Origin of the sequence: Chromobacterium sp. Beijing, from assembly GCF_021496765.1 — a bacterium.
Lineage (GTDB): Bacteria > Pseudomonadota > Gammaproteobacteria > Burkholderiales > Chromobacteriaceae > Chromobacterium.
Map to the genome: position 1 here is coordinate 5,318,637 of NZ_CP053750.1, position 15,866 is coordinate 5,334,502.

Sequence of the window (15,866 nt, forward strand, 5' to 3'; positions counted from 1 at the left end):
CGCGGCGCTCAGGACAATAGATAAGGCAATGCTTCAGGCATTGCCTTATTATTTTGTCTGCCATCTATATAGGTATGGCGCAGCGAGGAGACGCGAATGAAACGATGGGGCGCAATGCTGATTTTTTGCAGTCAGGCGGTGATGGCGGCTTGCCCGGCTTTATTGAACTACACGGTGCCGGGCTTGATGGGCGGCCAGATCAATCTATGCCAATACGCGGACCGGCCGCTGCTGGTGGTCAATACCGCGAGCCACTGCGGCTTCACGCCGCAGTTCAAGCAACTGCAATCGTTGTATCAGACCTATGGGCAGAGGGGGCTGATGGTGGTCGGCTTTCCCAGCAATGATTTCTTTCAGGAACTGGAGAGCGATAAGGAGATCGGCGCCTTCTGCGAAGCCAATTACGGCGTGACCTTCCCGATGGCCGGAAAAGGGCATGTGCGCGGCGCCGATGCGCAGCCGTTCTTCAAAGCCTTGATCAAGGCCACCGACGACGCTCCGGTATGGAACTTCCACAAATACCTGATCCTGCCCGGCGCCAGCAAGGTGGTCAGCATAGGCACGCGCACCAAGCCGGACGATCCGGAAGTCGTCAACGCCTTCCTGCCTTATCTGAAGCCGGCGGAGAGCGTGAAAAACTAGAAGATTTGCGCGCATCCCGCAACGGGCCGGCGAAGCGCCGGCCCGTTTTTCATGGTTCGGCGGGGTCGGGAGGGGGTGTTGGCAAATACCCCTTTCGGATATTGCTTGTTGCGTCAAGGGTTTGGCCTGTGAGGCCCGCTTTTGTTGAGGTTTTTCTCGCAAAAGGTGTTGACGGGTTTAGGGGGCTGACGTATAGTTCGCCTCCTCAGCAGACAACGCAGCGGCGGAAACGAAGCGCAGCGACCTGCACCGATCTTTAACAGAACGAATAACCGATAGGTGTAAGTGCTCGGTCGATGACCAAACACTTGCACTGCAAGACGAGAAATGTCTCGATGTTTCTTTGATCTTGCGTGCCAGAAAATTTGCTTGGAATTGAACTGAAGAGTTTGATCCTGGCTCAGATTGAACGCTGGCGGCATGCTTTACACATGCAAGTCGAACGGTAACAGGGTGCTTGCACCGCTGACGAGTGGCGAACGGGTGAGTAATGCATCGGAATGTACCGTGTAATGGGGGATAGCTCGGCGAAAGCCGGATTAATACCGCATACGCCCTGAGGGGGAAAGTGGGGGACCGTAAGGCCTCACGTTATACGAGCAGCCGATGTCTGATTAGCTAGTTGGTGAGGTAAAGGCTCACCAAGGCGTCGATCAGTAGCGGGTCTGAGAGGATGATCCGCCACACTGGGACTGAGACACGGCCCAGACTCCTACGGGAGGCAGCAGTGGGGAATTTTGGACAATGGGCGCAAGCCTGATCCAGCCATGCCGCGTGTCTGAAGAAGGCCTTCGGGTTGTAAAGGACTTTTGTCCGGGAGCAAATCCTAGTGGTTAATAACCGCTGGGTCTGAGAGTACCGGAAGAATAAGCACCGGCTAACTACGTGCCAGCAGCCGCGGTAATACGTAGGGTGCAAGCGTTAATCGGAATTACTGGGCGTAAAGCGTGCGCAGGCGGTTGTGCAAGTCTGATGTGAAAGCCCCGGGCTTAACCTGGGAACGGCATTGGAGACTGCACGACTAGAGTGCGTCAGAGGGGGGTAGAATTCCGCGTGTAGCAGTGAAATGCGTAGAGATGCGGAGGAATACCGATGGCGAAGGCAGCCCCCTGGGATGACACTGACGCTCATGCACGAAAGCGTGGGGAGCAAACAGGATTAGATACCCTGGTAGTCCACGCCCTAAACGATGTCAACTAGCTGTTGGGGGTTTGAATCCTTGGTAGCGTAGCTAACGCGAGAAGTTGACCGCCTGGGGAGTACGGCCGCAAGGTTAAAACTCAAAGGAATTGACGGGGACCCGCACAAGCGGTGGATGATGTGGATTAATTCGATGCAACGCGAAAAACCTTACCTGGTCTTGACATGTAACGAACGCCGCAGAGATGTGGTGGTGCCCGAAAGGGAGCGTTAACACAGGTGCTGCATGGCTGTCGTCAGCTCGTGTCGTGAGATGTTGGGTTAAGTCCCGCAACGAGCGCAACCCTTGCCATTAGTTGCCATCATTAAGTTGGGCACTCTAATGGGACTGCCGGTGACAAACCGGAGGAAGGTGGGGATGACGTCAAGTCCTCATGGCCCTTATGACCAGGGCTTCACACGTCATACAATGGTCGGTACAGAGGGTCGCGAAGCCGCGAGGTGGAGCCAATCTCATAAAACCGATCGTAGTCCGGATCGCACTCTGCAACTCGAGTGCGTGAAGTCGGAATCGCTAGTAATCGCAGATCAGCATGCTGCGGTGAATACGTTCCCGGGTCTTGTACACACCGCCCGTCACACCATGGGAGTGAGTTTCACCAGAAGTGGGTAGGCTAACCGTAAGGAGGCCGCTTACCACGGTGGGATTCATGACTGGGGTGAAGTCGTAACAAGGTAGCCGTAGGGGAACCTGCGGCTGGATCACCTCCTTTCTAGAGAAGGTTGTTGATCGAGTACTTACAGCCTATCGGTTATTCGCGAGTTTGAGTCTCGCGATCAGAGTGCTTGGATGAGTACTGTGATCGCGTTGTTTGAACGCACTGATCTTTAACAAACTGAAGAAGCCGAATATATAAAGACGGCGAGAAGGAAGCGTAGAGTTAACTCTTTACGCGGACGGATCGTCATCTTGGGTATTTGATTGTATCTAGGCTACGTCGCCATATCAAAAGGGGCGGTGTAGTCGTCGCACAAACACACTTGTTGTTTTGGTGATCTAGGTTACTGAAATGATAGGGTCAAGCGACTAAGTGCATCTGGTGGATGCCTTGGCGATCATAGGCGAAGAAGGACGTGTAAGCCTGCGAAAAGCGCGGGGGAGCTGGCAATAGAGCTTTGATCCCGCGATGTCCGAATGGGGAAACCCCTCCGCAAGGAGATCCCAGACTGAATCCATAGGTCTGAGGAGGCGAACGCAGCGAACTGAAACATCTAAGTAGCTGCAGGAAAAGAAATCAACCGAGATTCCGTTAGTAGTGGCGAGCGAACGCGGAAGAGCCTGTACGTGTTATGGATTGTGTTAGTGGAAGGTTCATGGAAAGGACCGCCATAGTGGGTGATAGCCCCGTACACGAAAACGCATTCCAAGGACTAGGCGTACGATAAGTAGGGCGGGACACGAGAAATCCTGTCTGAAGATGGGGGGACCATCCTCCAAGGCTAAATACTCATGATCGACCGATAGTGAACCAGTACCGTGAGGGAAAGGCGAAAAGAACCCCGGGAGGGGAGTGAAATAGAACCTGAAACCGGATGCATACAAACAGTGGGAGCGGACTTGTTCCGTGACTGCGTACCTTTTGTATAATGGGTCAGCGACTTACGTTCAGTAGCGAGCTTAACCGAATAGGGGAGGCGTAGGGAAACCGAGTCCGAATAGGGCGATTTAGTTGCTGGGCGTAGACCCGAAACCGAGTGATCTATCCATGGCCAGGATGAAGGTGCGGTAACACGCACTGGAGGTCCGAACCCACTAGTGTTGCAAAACTAGGGGATGAGCTGTGGATAGGGGTGAAAGGCTAAACAAACTCGGAGATAGCTGGTTCTCCCCGAAAACTATTTAGGTAGTGCCTCATGTATCACTTCCGGGGGTAAAGCACTGTTATGGCTAGGGGGTCATTGCGATTTACCAAACCATGGCAAACTCTGAATACCGGAAAGTGCGAGCATGGGAGACAGACGGTGGGTGCTAACGTCCATCGTCAAGAGGGAAACAACCCAGACCGCCAGCTAAGGTCCCAAATGATCAGTTAAGTGGTAAACGAGGTGGGAAGGCATAGACAGCCAGGATGTTGGCTTAGAAGCAGCCATCATTTAAAGAAAGCGTAATAGCTCACTGGTCGAGTCGTCCTGCGCGGAAGATGTAACGGGGCTCAAACTGATAACCGAAGCTGCGGATTTGCACGTAAGTGCAGATGGTAGGGGAGCGTTCTGTAGGTCTGTGAAGGTGTCTCGTAAGGGATGCTGGAGATATCAGAAGTGCGAATGCTGACATGAGTAGCGATAAAGCGGGTGAAAAGCCCGCTCGCCGAAAGCCCAAGGTTTCCTACGCAACGTTCATCGGCGTAGGGTGAGTCGGCCCCTAAGGCGAGGCTGAAAAGCGTAGTCGATGGGAAACGGGTTAAAATTCCCGTACTTTTATGCAGTGCGATGTGGGGACGGAGAAGGTTAGGTCATCAGACTGTTGGAATAGTCTGTTTAAGCCGGTAGGCTGGGGAGGTAGGCAAATCCGCCTTCCCTTAAGGCCGAGACGTGATGACGAGGGTCTACGGACCTGAAGTGACTGATACCACGCTTCCAGGAAAAGCCACTAAGCTTCAGCTGCATAAGAACCGTACCGCAAACCGACACAGGTGGGCAGGATGAGAATTCTAAGGCGCTTGAGAGAACTCAGGAGAAGGAACTCGGCAAATTGATACCGTAACTTCGGGAGAAGGTATGCCTCTTAGAGTGAATCCCCTGCGGGAGGAGCTTTGAGAGGTCGCAGAGAATCGGTGGCTGCGACTGTTTAACAAAAACACAGCACTGTGCCAACACGAAAGTGGACGTATACGGTGTGACGCCTGCCCGGTGCTGGAAGGTTAAGTGATGGGGTGCAAGCTCTTGATCGAAGCCCCAGTAAACGGCGGCCGTAACTATAACGGTCCTAAGGTAGCGAAATTCCTTGTCGGGTAAGTTCCGACCCGCACGAATGGCGTAACGATGGCCACACTGTCTCCTCCTGAGACTCAGCGAAGTTGAAGTGTTTGTGAAGATGCAATCTCCCCGCTGCTAGACGGAAAGACCCCGTGAACCTTTACTGTAGCTTTGCATTGGACTTTGAACAGACTTGTGTAGGATAGGTGGGAGGCTATGAAGTGGGAACGCTAGTTCTCATGGAGCCGTCCTTGAAATACCACCCTGGTGTGTTTGAGGTTCTAACCTTGGTCCGTGATCCGGATTGGGGACAGTGCATGGTAGGCAGTTTGACTGGGGCGGTCTCCTCCCAAAGTGTAACGGAGGAGTTCGAAGGTTACCTAGGTACGGTCGGAAATCGTGCTGATAGTGCAATGGCAAAAGGTAGCTTAACTGCGAGACCGACAAGTCGAGCAGGTGCGAAAGCAGGACATAGTGATCCGGTGGTTCTGAATGGAAGGGCCATCGCTCAACGGATAAAAGGTACTCCGGGGATAACAGGCTGATACCGCCCAAGAGTTCACATCGACGGCGGTGTTTGGCACCTCGATGTCGGCTCATCACATCCTGGGGCTGTAGCCGGTCCCAAGGGTATGGCTGTTCGCCATTTAAAGTGGTACGTGAGCTGGGTTCAAAACGTCGTGAGACAGTTTGGTCCCTATCTGCAGTGGGCGTTGGAAGTTTGACGGGGGCTGCTCCTAGTACGAGAGGACCGGAGTGGACGCACCTCTGGTGTACCGGTTGTGACGCCAGTCGCATTGCCGGGTAGCTAAGTGCGGAAGAGATAACCGCTGAAAGCATCTAAGCGGGAAACTCGCCTGAAGATGAGACTTCCCTGAGGGCTTGACCCTCCTGAAGAGTCGTTCGAGACCAGGACGTTGATAGGTCGGGTGTGGAAGCGCTGTGAGGCGTTAAGCTAACCGATACTAATTGCTCGTGAGGCTTGATCCTATCATTTGAGTGGCTTGGGAAACCGAGTGACGAGATAGTGGTTGTGCGACACAATTGAATACCGAATATATGTGGGTTGATCCAGGATCGACCTAGGCTTCTTCAAGTTTGTACCAGTTTATGTCTGGTGGCCATAGCGAGGTGGTCCCACGCCTTCCCATCCCGAACAGGACCGTGAAACGCCTTAGCGCCGATGATAGTGTGGCATTCGCCATGTGAAAGTAGGACACCGCCAGACGCCCCATTGCAAAGCCCAGCTCACACGAGCTGGGCTTTATGCATTGCGCTGCCGGACGGAACTAGAAGCAAGCCTCCCCCAAGGGGAGGCTTTTTTTATGGATTTTCGCCTGGTGGCCTCAGCGTTGGTTGGGCGGGAAGCGGATGGTGAAGCTAGCGCCTTGTCCTCGCGCGCTGTCCAGCCGGATGTCGCCTTTCAGGATGGTGTGCACGATGTTGTGCACCATGGCCAGCCCCAGTCCCAAGCCGCTTTGTCCCATTTGCGTGGTGAAGAAGGGGTCGAACACCTTGTGTTGCAGCTCCGGCTCGATGCCCTTGCCGTTGTCTGAATAGCAGAGCAGCAGGGCATCTTCCTGCGCTTGCAGCCGGATGTCGATATGGCCGCGATCATGCCCGTCAAAGCCGTGGGCGAGGCTATTGGCGATCAAGTGGGACAAGAGTTGCTCCAAAGCGCCTGGATAATTCTCGATTTGTAGGTCTTGCGGCGCTTCCAGCGTCAGTCGGATGTCCGGATAGTGCTCCGGCGGCAGTAAGGCTCGCGTTAGTTGGGCGAGGGTTTGAGCGGGCTTGAAGGCGCGCTTGGGCTGCGCGAGTTGATCGGAGGCGATCAGCTTGAAGCGGCCGATCAGGTCGCCGGCCAGCTCGCTGTTTCTTTGTAGCAGTTCGCTGGTTTCGACTGTCTTGCGCAGAAAATCTTGCAGATTGCCGCGCGAGAGCTGTTTGGCTTCATCGGCTTGAATGATGGACCTGAGGTCTGCGTGCAAGACCGAGGCGCTGAGCAGGATATTTCCTATCGGGGTGTTCAATTCGTGCGCCATGCCGGCGACCATGCGGGCGAGCGCCGTCTGTTTTTCCGCGATGCTGATTTGCTGCATGGCTTGCTTGAGCTCGGCGCTGCGCTTGGCGACGCGTTCTTCCAGGTGGCTGTTGAGTTGCTGCAGCTCGGATTCCGCCTGTTTGCGCCGGCTGATGTCGGAGTAGGTGCCTATCATGCGCGAGGGCCGTCCCTGCTCGTCGCGGCCCACCACCATGCCGCGGCTCAGCAGCCATATCCAGCCGTCTTGCGCGCGGAAACGGTGTTCCGAGGTGAAAGACCCTTCCGGCTGGCGCAGGTAGCGCTTGATCGCGGCCTCGACCTCGGGCAGGTCGTCGGGGTGAATGCCGGTTTGCCACAGCTTGAACGCCTCGCTGTCCCGCTCGTCCAGTCCCAGCAGTTGTCGGCAGCGGGAGGACAGAAAGACGGTGTCGCCGGCGATATTCCAGTCCCAGACGCCGTCGCCGGCGCCTTCCAGCGCGAAATGCCAGCGCTCCTCGCTTTCACGCAGCGCCTGCAGCGCTTTTTGCTCCCCGGCTCGCAAAGATTCGAACTCCCGCCTGACCCGCTCGGCCTCGTCCGCGCGCAGGATGGCGTCTTCCTGTTCCCTGGCCTGATCGTGATACACCTGGTGCAGATCGCGCTCCACCATGGCGCGGAATTGGCCGAGCAATTGTTTGTGGGTCTGGCTATAGGGGTTTTCGGCCCGGTCGAGCACGCAAATGGTGCCGAACACGTCCTGATTGGGCCAGATCAGCGGCATGCCCAGGTAGGAGATCATGCCCAGCTTGATGTCGGGATTGTGATCCCAGTCCGGGTCTTTCAAGGCGTTGGGCACCAGCAGATCCCTGCGGCTGCTCATCACGGTCTCGCAATACAGGCCGGTGTCGAGGTCGGCCAGCTCGTCTTCTTCGTAGGGGTTGCCCTGGCTATGGCTGGAGAGGAGGACCTTGATGCGAGGAGCCTGCTTTTGCATGATCAGCGCGGCGGGGATGTCGACGATTTTGGCCAGCAGATCCAGCACCTGCTGCCACTTTTCCGACAGATCGCGGCTGATGCTCAGGTTTTGGGTGTCGATCTTGATGGCCGGCATCGGGGGCTCCATGTTTTGCTAAGCGTTTTCATCTTTTTAGCATATGGGCCGATGCCGGCGGGGAACGGCGGCGTTTTAGCGCGCCTTGAACCGTTTACAGCATCAGGTTGAGCATGCGGTCGATGCGCACGCGGCTCAGGCGGGTCAGCAGCTTCTTGATTTGCTCGGGATAGGTGCGCACGTCTTCCAGTTCGCGGTAGTGCAGCAGCTGCCGGCTGTGGCGCAGGATGTTTTCCTGTTCCTGTTGGTTCTGGTGCTTGAGTTCGGCCTTGGGGTCGCTGATCAGCAAGGCGTTTTCCATGTCCAGGCGGAAGGCGCGCGGATTGAGGTTGTTGCCGGTCAGCAGCATGTGGCGCTGGTCGCTGAACATGCCTTTGAGGTGATAGGTGTTGTCCCCGTCCTTCCACTGGTGCACGCGCAACTGGCCGGTGCCGATGTAATGGCGTTGGCGCTTGGCGAAGCGGCGCAAATTCATTTCGTAGAGATAGGGCAGCGCGCCGATGACGCGGAAGGGCTCGCTGGGCGGAATGTAGAAGTCGTTGGCGGTCTTGTCGCCGACGACGATGTCGATCTGTACGCCGCGGCGCAGCGCCTTGCTGATGGCGAGCACCACCGGCCGCGGAAAGTTGAAATAGGGGGTGCAGATGAACAGCGAGCTGCGGGTGTTGGCAATCAGTTCCAGAATCACCCGGTTGAGCGCGTTGCCCTTGCCGATGCCGACAATCGGGCTGACGCTGAGCTCGTCTTCCGCGCCGACCTGGTTTTCAATCCGGTATTGGCTATGGCTGATCTTGTCGCGGAAGACGCGGATTTCCTTGCGGATGCTGCGGGTGGCCGGCGCCGGCTTGTCGAGCCGGAAGACGGCGGGGTCGTTGAAGAACTGCTCGTGCATATAGTCGGCCATGACGTCCGCCAGCGCCTGGTTGCGGATCAGGTGGTAGCGGTCGAAACGGTATTTGTCCAGCTTGTGCAAGTAGACGTTGTTGATGCTGGCGCCGCTGTACAGCACCTGGTCGTCGACAATCAGGCCTTTGAGGTGCAGCACGCCGAACAATTCGCGGGTTTGCACCGGAATGCCGTAGACGGGCACGTCAACGCTGTGCCGCAGCGCCTGGGCCCGATACCAGGCGGCGTTGCAGCTGTCCTGGCTCTCGCCGATGCGCCCGCGCTGGGCGCGGTGCCAGTCCACCATCACGCGGATGTCCAGCTGGGGCTGGCGTTGTTTGGCGGCGAACAGCGCGTCCAGCACTTCCTGACCGGCCTCGTCGTGCTCCAGATAGAGCGCGGCGATATAAATGCGGTGCCGGGCCTGCGCGATCGCTTCCAGCAGGCTAAGACGGAAGTCTGCGGTCTGGTGCAGGGTGGTGATGGCGTCGGCTTGCAGGCGAAGCTTGGGCAGCTGGGCCAGCAACGATCTTTTTAGCAGAAATGCCATGTAAGCGTTGGGTTTGACGTTTAATCGTGGAATCGTAGCATCGTTTTCGCCTCTTGGGGGAGTCCGCGCCTGCGCAATCCTTGCGCCAGCGCAGTTCCGGACGAAGTCGGGCCTTTGCCGGGCCGGCGATAGAGTCCATGGCAAGGCGGGGCGAAATGTGCAAAAATTCGTTCAACTAGATGAATTGCAGGTTTTCCAATGCTGGACCGGGACGGATACCGCCCCAATGTCGGAATCATCCTCATCAACGGCAAAAATGAGGTGTTCTGGGGCAAGCGAGTGCGAGAGCATTCCTGGCAGTTTCCGCAAGGCGGAATCAAGCCAGGCGAAAGTCCGGAAGCCGCGATGTATCGCGAGCTGCTGGAAGAGGTGGGTTTGCTGCCGCAACATGTGAAAATACTGGGACGCACCCGCGACTGGATGCGCTACGAGGTGCCCACCAATTGGGTGCGTCGGGAGTGGCGCGGCAGTTACAAGGGGCAGAAGCAGATTTGGTTTCTGCTGAAGCTGGTGGGGCGCGAGTGCGATGTCTGCCTGCGCGCCAGCAGCCACCCGGAGTTTGACGGCTGGCGCTGGAACGAATACTGGGCGCCGGTGGACGCGGTGATCGAGTTCAAGCGCGAGGTGTACGAGCGCGCGCTGGCCGAGTTGTCGCGCTTCCTGCGCGGGGTGGAGAGTCGGGAGGCCTATCTGGCCCGGCTTGGCCGCGCCCAGGAGCCGCATTGACGCGCCGCCGGGCGGCGGCGTCTGCGCGCGCGGCCTCGAAGCGACACGGCGGGCCTGGCCCGCTGTCTTTTTTTGCGCCGTGGCCTTGGCCGCGGCGTTTGGCGTAATTTGCTGAGCAACAAGATTCAAACATGACGCAACAATACGATGAGTCGTCGGTACGGGTGCTGAAAGGCTTGGAGCCGGTCAAGGAACGGCCGGGGATGTATACCCGCACCACCGACCCCACCCATATTTGCCAGGAAGTGATAGACAACGCCGCCGACGAGGCGCTGGGCGGCTTTGCGCGCAAGATCGCGGTGACGGTGCATCAGGACGGCTCGCTGTCGGTGGAAGACGACGGCCGCGGCATTCCGGTCGGCCTGCATCCGCAAGAAGGCGTGCCGGTGCTGGAACTGGTGTTCACCCGCTTGCACGCCGGCGGCAAATTCAACAAGAAGGACGGCGGCGCCTACGCCTTCTCCGGCGGTTTGCACGGCGTCGGCGTATCGGTGACCAATGCGCTGTCCACCCGGCTGGAGGTGGAGGTCAAGCGCGAGGGCGGCGTGCACCGCCTGGTGTTTTCCGGCGGCGACGTCATCGAGCCGCTGGCTCGGGTGGCGGATTGCGGCCCGCGCACCAGCGGCACCCGGGTCAGGGTGTGGCCGGACGGCAAGTATTTTGAAAGCCCGCGCTACTCCTTGCCGGAGTTGGAGCGTCTGCTGCGCGCCAAGGCGGTGTTGCTGCCCGGCGTGGCGGTCACCCTGGTGGTGGAGCGCCCCAGCGGCGACGAAGTCAAGGTTTGGCAGTACCCGGAGGGCTTGAAGAGCTATCTGGCGGAACTGTGCAACGGCGACGAGCCGGTGGCGCCCTTGTTCGCCGGCGAAGCCTATATCGGCGACGATCACGAGCAGTTCGCCAAGGGCGAAGGCGCGCAGTGGGCCATGGCCTGGTTCGAAGACGGCGCCAGCGGCGAAAGCTACGTCAACCTGATTCCGACCCCGGTGGGCGGCACTCACGAGGCCGGCTTGCGCGCCGGCGTGTTCGACGCGGTGAAGAGCTTCATCGACCACCACAATCTGTTGCCGCGCGGCGTCAAGCTGATGGCCGAGGATGTGTGGAGCCGCGTGCGCTTCGTATTGTCCGCCCGCGTGCTGGACCCGCAGTTTCAGGGGCAGACCAAGGACAAGCTGACCAGCCGCGACGCCTTGAAGCTGATTTCCGGCCTGGCGCGCGATCCGGTGGAGTTGTGGCTGAACCAGAACGTGGAGTCCGGCAAGAAAATCGCCGAGCTGGCGATACGCCAGGCGCAGTCGCGCTTGAAGTCGGTGAAGAAGGTGGAAAAGAAAAAAGGCTCCGGCGTGGCGGTGCTGCCCGGCAAGCTGACCGATTGCGAGAGCGAGGACATCGATCGCAACGAGCTGTTCCTGGTGGAGGGCGATTCCGCCGGCGGTTCCGCCAAGTTGGCGCGCGACAAGGAATACCAGGCCATCCTGCCCTTGCGCGGCAAGGTGCTCAACAGCTGGGAAACCGACAAGGATCAGCTGTTTTCCAATGCCGAGATTCACGACATCTCGGTGGCCATCGGCGTGGATCCGCATGGCCCTAACGACCGTCCTGACCTGTCCGGCCAGCGTTACGGCAAGATCGCCATCCTGTCCGACGCCGACGTGGACGGTTCTCACATCCAGGTGCTGTTGCTGACGCTGTTCTTCCGCCATTTCCCGCGCTTGATCGAAAACGGCAACATCTACGTGGCCCAGCCGCCGCTGTTCCGCGTGGACGTGCCGGGGCAGGGCAAGCATCGTCCTCCGCGCAAGCTGTACGCGCTGGACGAAGGCGAGATGACGGCCATTCTGGACCGGCTGCGCAGCGAAGGCGTGCGAGAAAACGCCTGGAGCATTTCCCGCTTCAAGGGCCTGGGCGAGATGAACCCGGAGCAGTTGAAGGACACCACGATGAATCCGGACACCCGCCGGCTGTCGCAGGTGCGGGTGCGCGTAGGCGAACTGGAGCAGACCCTGTCCACTTTCGTCATGCTGATGGGCAAGGGCGAGGCGTCCAGCCGCCGCAGCTGGATGGAGGCCAACGGCAACGCGGTCGAGGCCGACATCTGAGCGGCCGCGTCGGCGCTTCCGCTTGAAGGAAAGCCCCTGCGAGCCTTGCTTGCGGGGGCTTTTTCATTGCGGGCTATAGTGAGGCTAGGCGCGGCGTCTCAACTCAAGGGGAAAGGCATGGCCAAGCAATGGCGGGGACTGTTGGCGGGCTGGCTGGCGTTGCCCGCGCTGGCGGCCGGCTACCACTCTTCCAGCCAGGACATCGGCCCCTGGGGCGACGGCGCGAGCCAGGACGGCCTGGCGCCGCGTTTCATCCGCTTCGTCGCGCGGCAGGCGGGGCTGGCGCTGACCCAAGACGTTCGGCCTCTGCCGCGGGTGATAGAAGAACTGAAACAGGGCCGCAACGCCTTGGCGCTGGTGACCGCCTCGCCGGAGCGTTCGCGTTTCGCCGTGGAGTTGTGCCGGCCGGCGTCTATCCGCATCTCCGTGCTCTATCATCGCCGCGGCCTGGTGACGCCCATCGGCCCGTCTTGGTTCCGCCAGCGCAGCCTGGGCGTCCTGCGCGGCACTCATACCCTGGACGGCTTTATCGCCCAAAGCGGCGCAGCGCCGGTGGAGGTGTCGGACATGCCGCAGGGTTTTCGCATGCTGCAAGCCGGCCGGCTGGACGCGATGATGTGCGTGCGTCCCGGCTGCGGCCACGCGCTGCGGCAGATGGGCGGCAGCCTGCCCAATCTGACCGAATACGCGCATGGCGACGAACCGATGGCGCTCTACGTGTCCAAGCGCAGCGAGCTGGCGCGCGACGCCGCGATGCTGGGCAAACTGAAGGCCGCCTGTCTGTCCGCCGCCGGCAGGCGCGAAATGGCCGAATTGCTGACGATTTACGACTAAGGCGCTGTTCAAGGCCGTAGCGCAGACGCGCTACCGACATTGAACGGTTTCTAAGGCGCCGGGCTTACCAGACGCGCAACGTCTGACCGGTCTGCACGCCCTCCACGCTGCGCACATAGGCCAGCGCCGCGCGCGCCGCCGGCACCGCCTCGAAGCCGGGGAAGAAGTCCCGGTACTGCTCCCAGGATTCTTGCAGCACATTGGGGCTGACCACATTGATGCGACGCCCGCCGTCCAGTTCCGCCGCCGCGCCGCGGACAAAGCCCTCCAGCGCCGAGTTCACCGCGCTGGCGTTGCTGCCGAAGCGGATGGGCTGCTCGCTGACGATGCCGCTGGTCAGCGTGATGGAGCCGCCGGCGTTCAGATAGTGCTGGCCGATCAAGGCCAGTTCCACCTGGCCCATCAGCTTGTCCTTGAGGCCGACGCGGAACTGCTCGGCGCTCATTTCCGCCAGGGGGCCGAAATGCAGTTTGCCGGTGGCGCTGATGATGGCGTCCACCTTGCCTATGCGTTCGAACAGCGCGCGAATGCTGTCGCCGTCGGTCAGGTTCACCAGCGCGTCGCCGCGGCGGCTGCCGGCCTTGATCAGCTGATGATGGGACAGCGCCTGGCTGACGGCCTGGCCCAGCGTGCCGTGGGCGCCGACGATGAGAATCTTTTTCATGGGGGATCTCCCGGACAAGTACAAGACCCGGCCATTCTGCGCCCGCGCGGCGTCTTGATTAATCCGCTAAGATGAACAAGATTGAAAACTGTGAGTTATGAATGGCATGGATCGCCTATTGAGCATGGAGCTGTTCGTGGCGGTGGTGGAACGCGGCAGCTTCACCGCGGCGGCGGAGGCGCATGGTTTGTCCCAGCCTATGGTGGGCAAGCATATCGCCAGCCTGGAGCAGCGGCTGGGCGGCCGGCTGCTGGCGCGCACCACCCGCCGTCAGCAACTGACCGAACTGGGCTCGCACTATTTCCAGCGCTGCCAGTCCATTCTGGCGGAAATCCGCGCGGCGGAAAGCGGGGCCGAACTGATCAGCGGCGCGCCGCGCGGCGTGCTGCGTGTCAACGCCTCGGTGACTTTCGGCTCTCTGCGCCTGGCCGGCCTGCTGGCCGAGTTCATGCAAACCTATCCGGACATCACCGTGGACCTGAGTTTGTCCGACGAGCTGGTCGACTTGGTGGCCGACGGCTACGACGTCGCTTTTCGCATCGGCCGGCTGCCGGACTCCGGCCTGGTGGCGCGGCCCTTGCAGCCCTATCGGATGATGGTGGCGGCGGCGCCCGCCTATCTGGCGCGCAAGGGCGTGCCGCGCACGCCGGCGGATCTGGCCGCGCATGATTGCCTGGGTTTCTCACTGTGGCGCAAGGACGACGGCTGGGAATTGCTGGGCGCAGGCGAGTGGGCGCGCGCCAGCCGCTTTCAGTCCAATCACGGCCAGGCGCTGCGCATGGTGGCGCTGGCCGGCGGCGGCATCGTGCTGCAAGCCGAGGCCTTGCTGGGCGACGATGTGGCCGCCGGTCGGCTGGTGGAGGTGCTGCCGGGCTGTTTGCCGCCGCCCAAGCCCATGCATTTGATTTATCTGCAGGACCGCCGGCCTTTGCCCAAGCTGCGAGTGTTCATAGACTTCATTCTGGAGCGCCTGGGCGCGCTGTGAGTTTTATTGACAGGGCCTGTCAGCGATTTTCGTTTGAGCTGCGGCGCGCATCGGCGTAGCGTGGACGCATGGCTGATTTGACGAGAGGAAAGGGCATGGAAGCGGATGTGCGGACGCCCAGCCGGCGTGATTTGTTCGCCGGCTTTTTCTCGATCGGGCTGACCGGTTTCGGCGGCGTGTTGCCGCAGGCGCACCGGATGATGGTGCTGCGCCGTCGTTGGTTGAGCGAGGCGGATTTCGCCGTGGTGCTGGGCCTGGGGCAAGTGCTGCCGGGCCCCAATATCGTCAATGTCGCGGTGGCGGTGGGCAGCCGCTTTCACGGCGTGAGCGGAGCCTTGGCCGCCATCGCCGGCCTGTTGCTGGCGCCCATGGTCATCGTGCTGCTGCTGGCGTCCTTCTACGGCCATTATCGGCAACTGCCGCTGGTGCAGAATGTGTTGCACGGCCTGGCCTCCGCCGCCGCCGGCTTGATCGCGGCGATGGGGCTGCGGCTGCTGGCGCGCATCGAGCGCAAGTTGTGGTGCGCGCTGGTGGCGGCGCTGACTTTCTGCGCCTTGGGCGTCTTGCAACTGCCCTTGCTGTGGTCGCTGGCCTTGCTGGCGCCCGTCGCCATCGGCTTGGCCTGGCGCGACCGGCCGAAGGAGGGCGCGTGATACTGCTGACGCTGCTATGGCAGTTTTCCTTGTTGTCGCTGATGGCTGTGGGCGGCGCCAATGTGCTGATACCCGAGCTGCAACGCCTGGTGGTGGAGCAGGGCTGGATGAACGCGCGCGAGTTCGCCGCGCTGTTCGCCATCGCCCAGGCCGCGCCCGGCCCCAATGTGCTGGTGGTCAGTCTGATAGGCTGGCAGGTGGCCGGGGTGCCGGGCGCTCTGGTCAGCATGCTCGGCATTTGCGGCCCGTCGTCGGTGTTGAGTTATTACGTGGCGCGCTGGTGGCAGCGTTATCAGCAGGCGCCGCTGACCCGGGCAATCCAACGGGGACTGGCGCCGCTGACCATAGGGCTGGTGGCGGCCAGCGCCTGGCTGTTGAGCCAGGCGGCCAATGCCGACGCGGGCGCTTGGCTGCTGTGCGGCGCGGTGGCGCTGACGGCGTGGCGCACTGCGATCAATCCCTTGTGGCTATTGTCGGCCGGCGCTTTGCTGGGCGGCTTGGGCTGGCTCTAAGCAGCGGCTCAATGAAGCGCGGCTGACTTTGAACAGCGTCTAAGCGGCGGCCATAATGAACAGGGTTTT

General features: G+C 60.1%; 10 protein-coding genes and 3 rRNA genes. 10 read left to right on the forward strand and 3 right to left on the reverse strand.

Going from position 1 to position 15,866, the window contains the following annotated elements:
• Positions 1–96: 96 nt before the first annotated feature.
• The 4 genes from HQN78_RS24945 to rrf all read left to right on the forward strand — a co-directional run bounded on the left by HQN78_RS24945 (position 97) and on the right by rrf (position 5,986).
• Positions 97–642: a glutathione peroxidase gene (locus tag HQN78_RS24945; protein ID WP_107800335.1), complete on the forward strand. Its 546-nt coding sequence runs from the start codon at positions 97–99 to the stop codon at positions 640–642.
• A gap of 377 nt (positions 643–1,019) precedes the next feature.
• A 16S ribosomal RNA gene (locus HQN78_RS24950) occupies positions 1,020–2,555 on the forward strand.
• Between the two features lie 304 nt (positions 2,556–2,859).
• A 23S ribosomal RNA gene (locus tag HQN78_RS24955) occupies positions 2,860–5,748 on the forward strand.
• Between the two features lie 123 nt (positions 5,749–5,871).
• Positions 5,872–5,986, forward strand: a 5S ribosomal RNA gene (rrf, locus tag HQN78_RS24960).
• Together the 16S, 23S and 5S rRNA genes form the textbook arrangement of a ribosomal RNA operon.
• Positions 5,987–6,104: 118 nt before the next feature.
• On the opposite strand, the gene HQN78_RS24965 is transcribed toward rrf, so the two are convergent.
• Both HQN78_RS24965 and pssA read right to left on the reverse strand, forming a co-directional pair.
• Complete coding sequence (locus tag HQN78_RS24965) at positions 6,105–7,892, reverse strand: ATP-binding protein (RefSeq protein WP_235087061.1); 1,788 nt, start codon at positions 7,890–7,892, stop codon at positions 6,105–6,107.
• A gap of 94 nt (positions 7,893–7,986) precedes the next feature.
• Positions 7,987–9,327 (reverse strand): CDP-diacylglycerol--serine O-phosphatidyltransferase, encoded by a 1,341-nt coding sequence (pssA, locus tag HQN78_RS24970; RefSeq protein ID WP_235087063.1) that lies wholly within the window; start codon positions 9,325–9,327, stop codon positions 7,987–7,989.
• A 198-nt stretch (positions 9,328–9,525) separates the two neighbouring features.
• On the opposite strand from pssA, the gene HQN78_RS24975 reads away from it, so the two are divergent.
• The 3 genes from HQN78_RS24975 to HQN78_RS24985 all read left to right on the forward strand — a co-directional run bounded on the left by HQN78_RS24975 (position 9,526) and on the right by HQN78_RS24985 (position 12,983).
• The gene (locus HQN78_RS24975) at positions 9,526–10,053 is read left to right on the forward strand and encodes an RNA pyrophosphohydrolase (protein WP_019103838.1); all 528 of its coding nucleotides are present in this window, start codon (positions 9,526–9,528) and stop codon (positions 10,051–10,053) included.
• 131 nt (positions 10,054–10,184) lie between these two features.
• Positions 10,185–12,149, forward strand: coding sequence for a DNA topoisomerase IV subunit B (parE, locus tag HQN78_RS24980; RefSeq protein ID WP_107800332.1), 1,965 nt, complete (start codon positions 10,185–10,187; stop codon positions 12,147–12,149).
• 117 nt (positions 12,150–12,266) lie between these two features.
• The gene (locus tag HQN78_RS24985) at positions 12,267–12,983 is read left to right on the forward strand and encodes an ABC transporter substrate-binding protein (protein WP_235087065.1); all 717 of its coding nucleotides are present in this window, start codon (positions 12,267–12,269) and stop codon (positions 12,981–12,983) included.
• Positions 12,984–13,047: 64 nt separating this feature from the next.
• On the opposite strand, the gene HQN78_RS24990 is transcribed toward HQN78_RS24985, so the two are convergent.
• On the reverse strand, positions 13,048–13,647 hold the full coding sequence (locus HQN78_RS24990; RefSeq protein WP_235087068.1) for a short chain dehydrogenase: 600 nt from the start codon (positions 13,645–13,647) through the stop codon (positions 13,048–13,050).
• 106 nt (positions 13,648–13,753) lie between these two features.
• Here HQN78_RS24990 and HQN78_RS24995 point away from each other — a divergent pair, with 106 nt between their 5' ends.
• The 3 genes from HQN78_RS24995 (at position 13,754) to HQN78_RS25005 (ending at position 15,797) form a co-directional block, all read left to right on the forward strand.
• Positions 13,754–14,632, forward strand: coding sequence for a LysR family transcriptional regulator (locus tag HQN78_RS24995; RefSeq protein ID WP_235087070.1), 879 nt, complete (start codon positions 13,754–13,756; stop codon positions 14,630–14,632).
• A 95-nt stretch (positions 14,633–14,727) separates the two neighbouring features.
• Positions 14,728–15,285, forward strand: a complete 558-nt coding sequence (locus tag HQN78_RS25000) for a chromate transporter (protein ID WP_235087073.1) — start codon at positions 14,728–14,730, stop codon at positions 15,283–15,285.
• Positions 15,282–15,797, forward strand: coding sequence for a chromate transporter (locus tag HQN78_RS25005; protein ID WP_227104672.1), 516 nt, complete (start codon positions 15,282–15,284; stop codon positions 15,795–15,797). The genes HQN78_RS25000 and HQN78_RS25005 overlap by 4 nt, the downstream gene beginning before the upstream one ends.
• The last annotated feature ends 69 nt before the right edge of the window (positions 15,798–15,866 follow it).

Bases quoted from the DNA above. Each gene is read 5' to 3' on its own strand.
- HQN78_RS24945 (WP_107800335.1), top strand. From the start codon at position 97: ATGAAACGATGGGGCGCAATGCTGATTTTTTGCAGTCAGGCGGTGATG.
- HQN78_RS24965 (WP_235087061.1), bottom strand. From the start codon at position 7,892: ATGCCGGCCATCAAGATCGACACCCAAAACCTGAGCATCAGCCGCGAT.
- pssA (WP_235087063.1), bottom strand. From the start codon at position 9,327: ATGGCATTTCTGCTAAAAAGATCGTTGCTGGCCCAGCTGCCCAAGCTT.
- HQN78_RS24975 (WP_019103838.1), top strand. From the start codon at position 9,526: ATGCTGGACCGGGACGGATACCGCCCCAATGTCGGAATCATCCTCATC.
- parE (WP_107800332.1), top strand. From the start codon at position 10,185: ATGACGCAACAATACGATGAGTCGTCGGTACGGGTGCTGAAAGGCTTG.
- HQN78_RS24985 (WP_235087065.1), top strand. From the start codon at position 12,267: ATGGCCAAGCAATGGCGGGGACTGTTGGCGGGCTGGCTGGCGTTGCCC.
- HQN78_RS24990 (WP_235087068.1), bottom strand. From the start codon at position 13,647: ATGAAAAAGATTCTCATCGTCGGCGCCCACGGCACGCTGGGCCAGGCC.
- HQN78_RS24995 (WP_235087070.1), top strand. From the start codon at position 13,754: ATGGATCGCCTATTGAGCATGGAGCTGTTCGTGGCGGTGGTGGAACGC.
- HQN78_RS25000 (WP_235087073.1), top strand. From the start codon at position 14,728: ATGGAAGCGGATGTGCGGACGCCCAGCCGGCGTGATTTGTTCGCCGGC.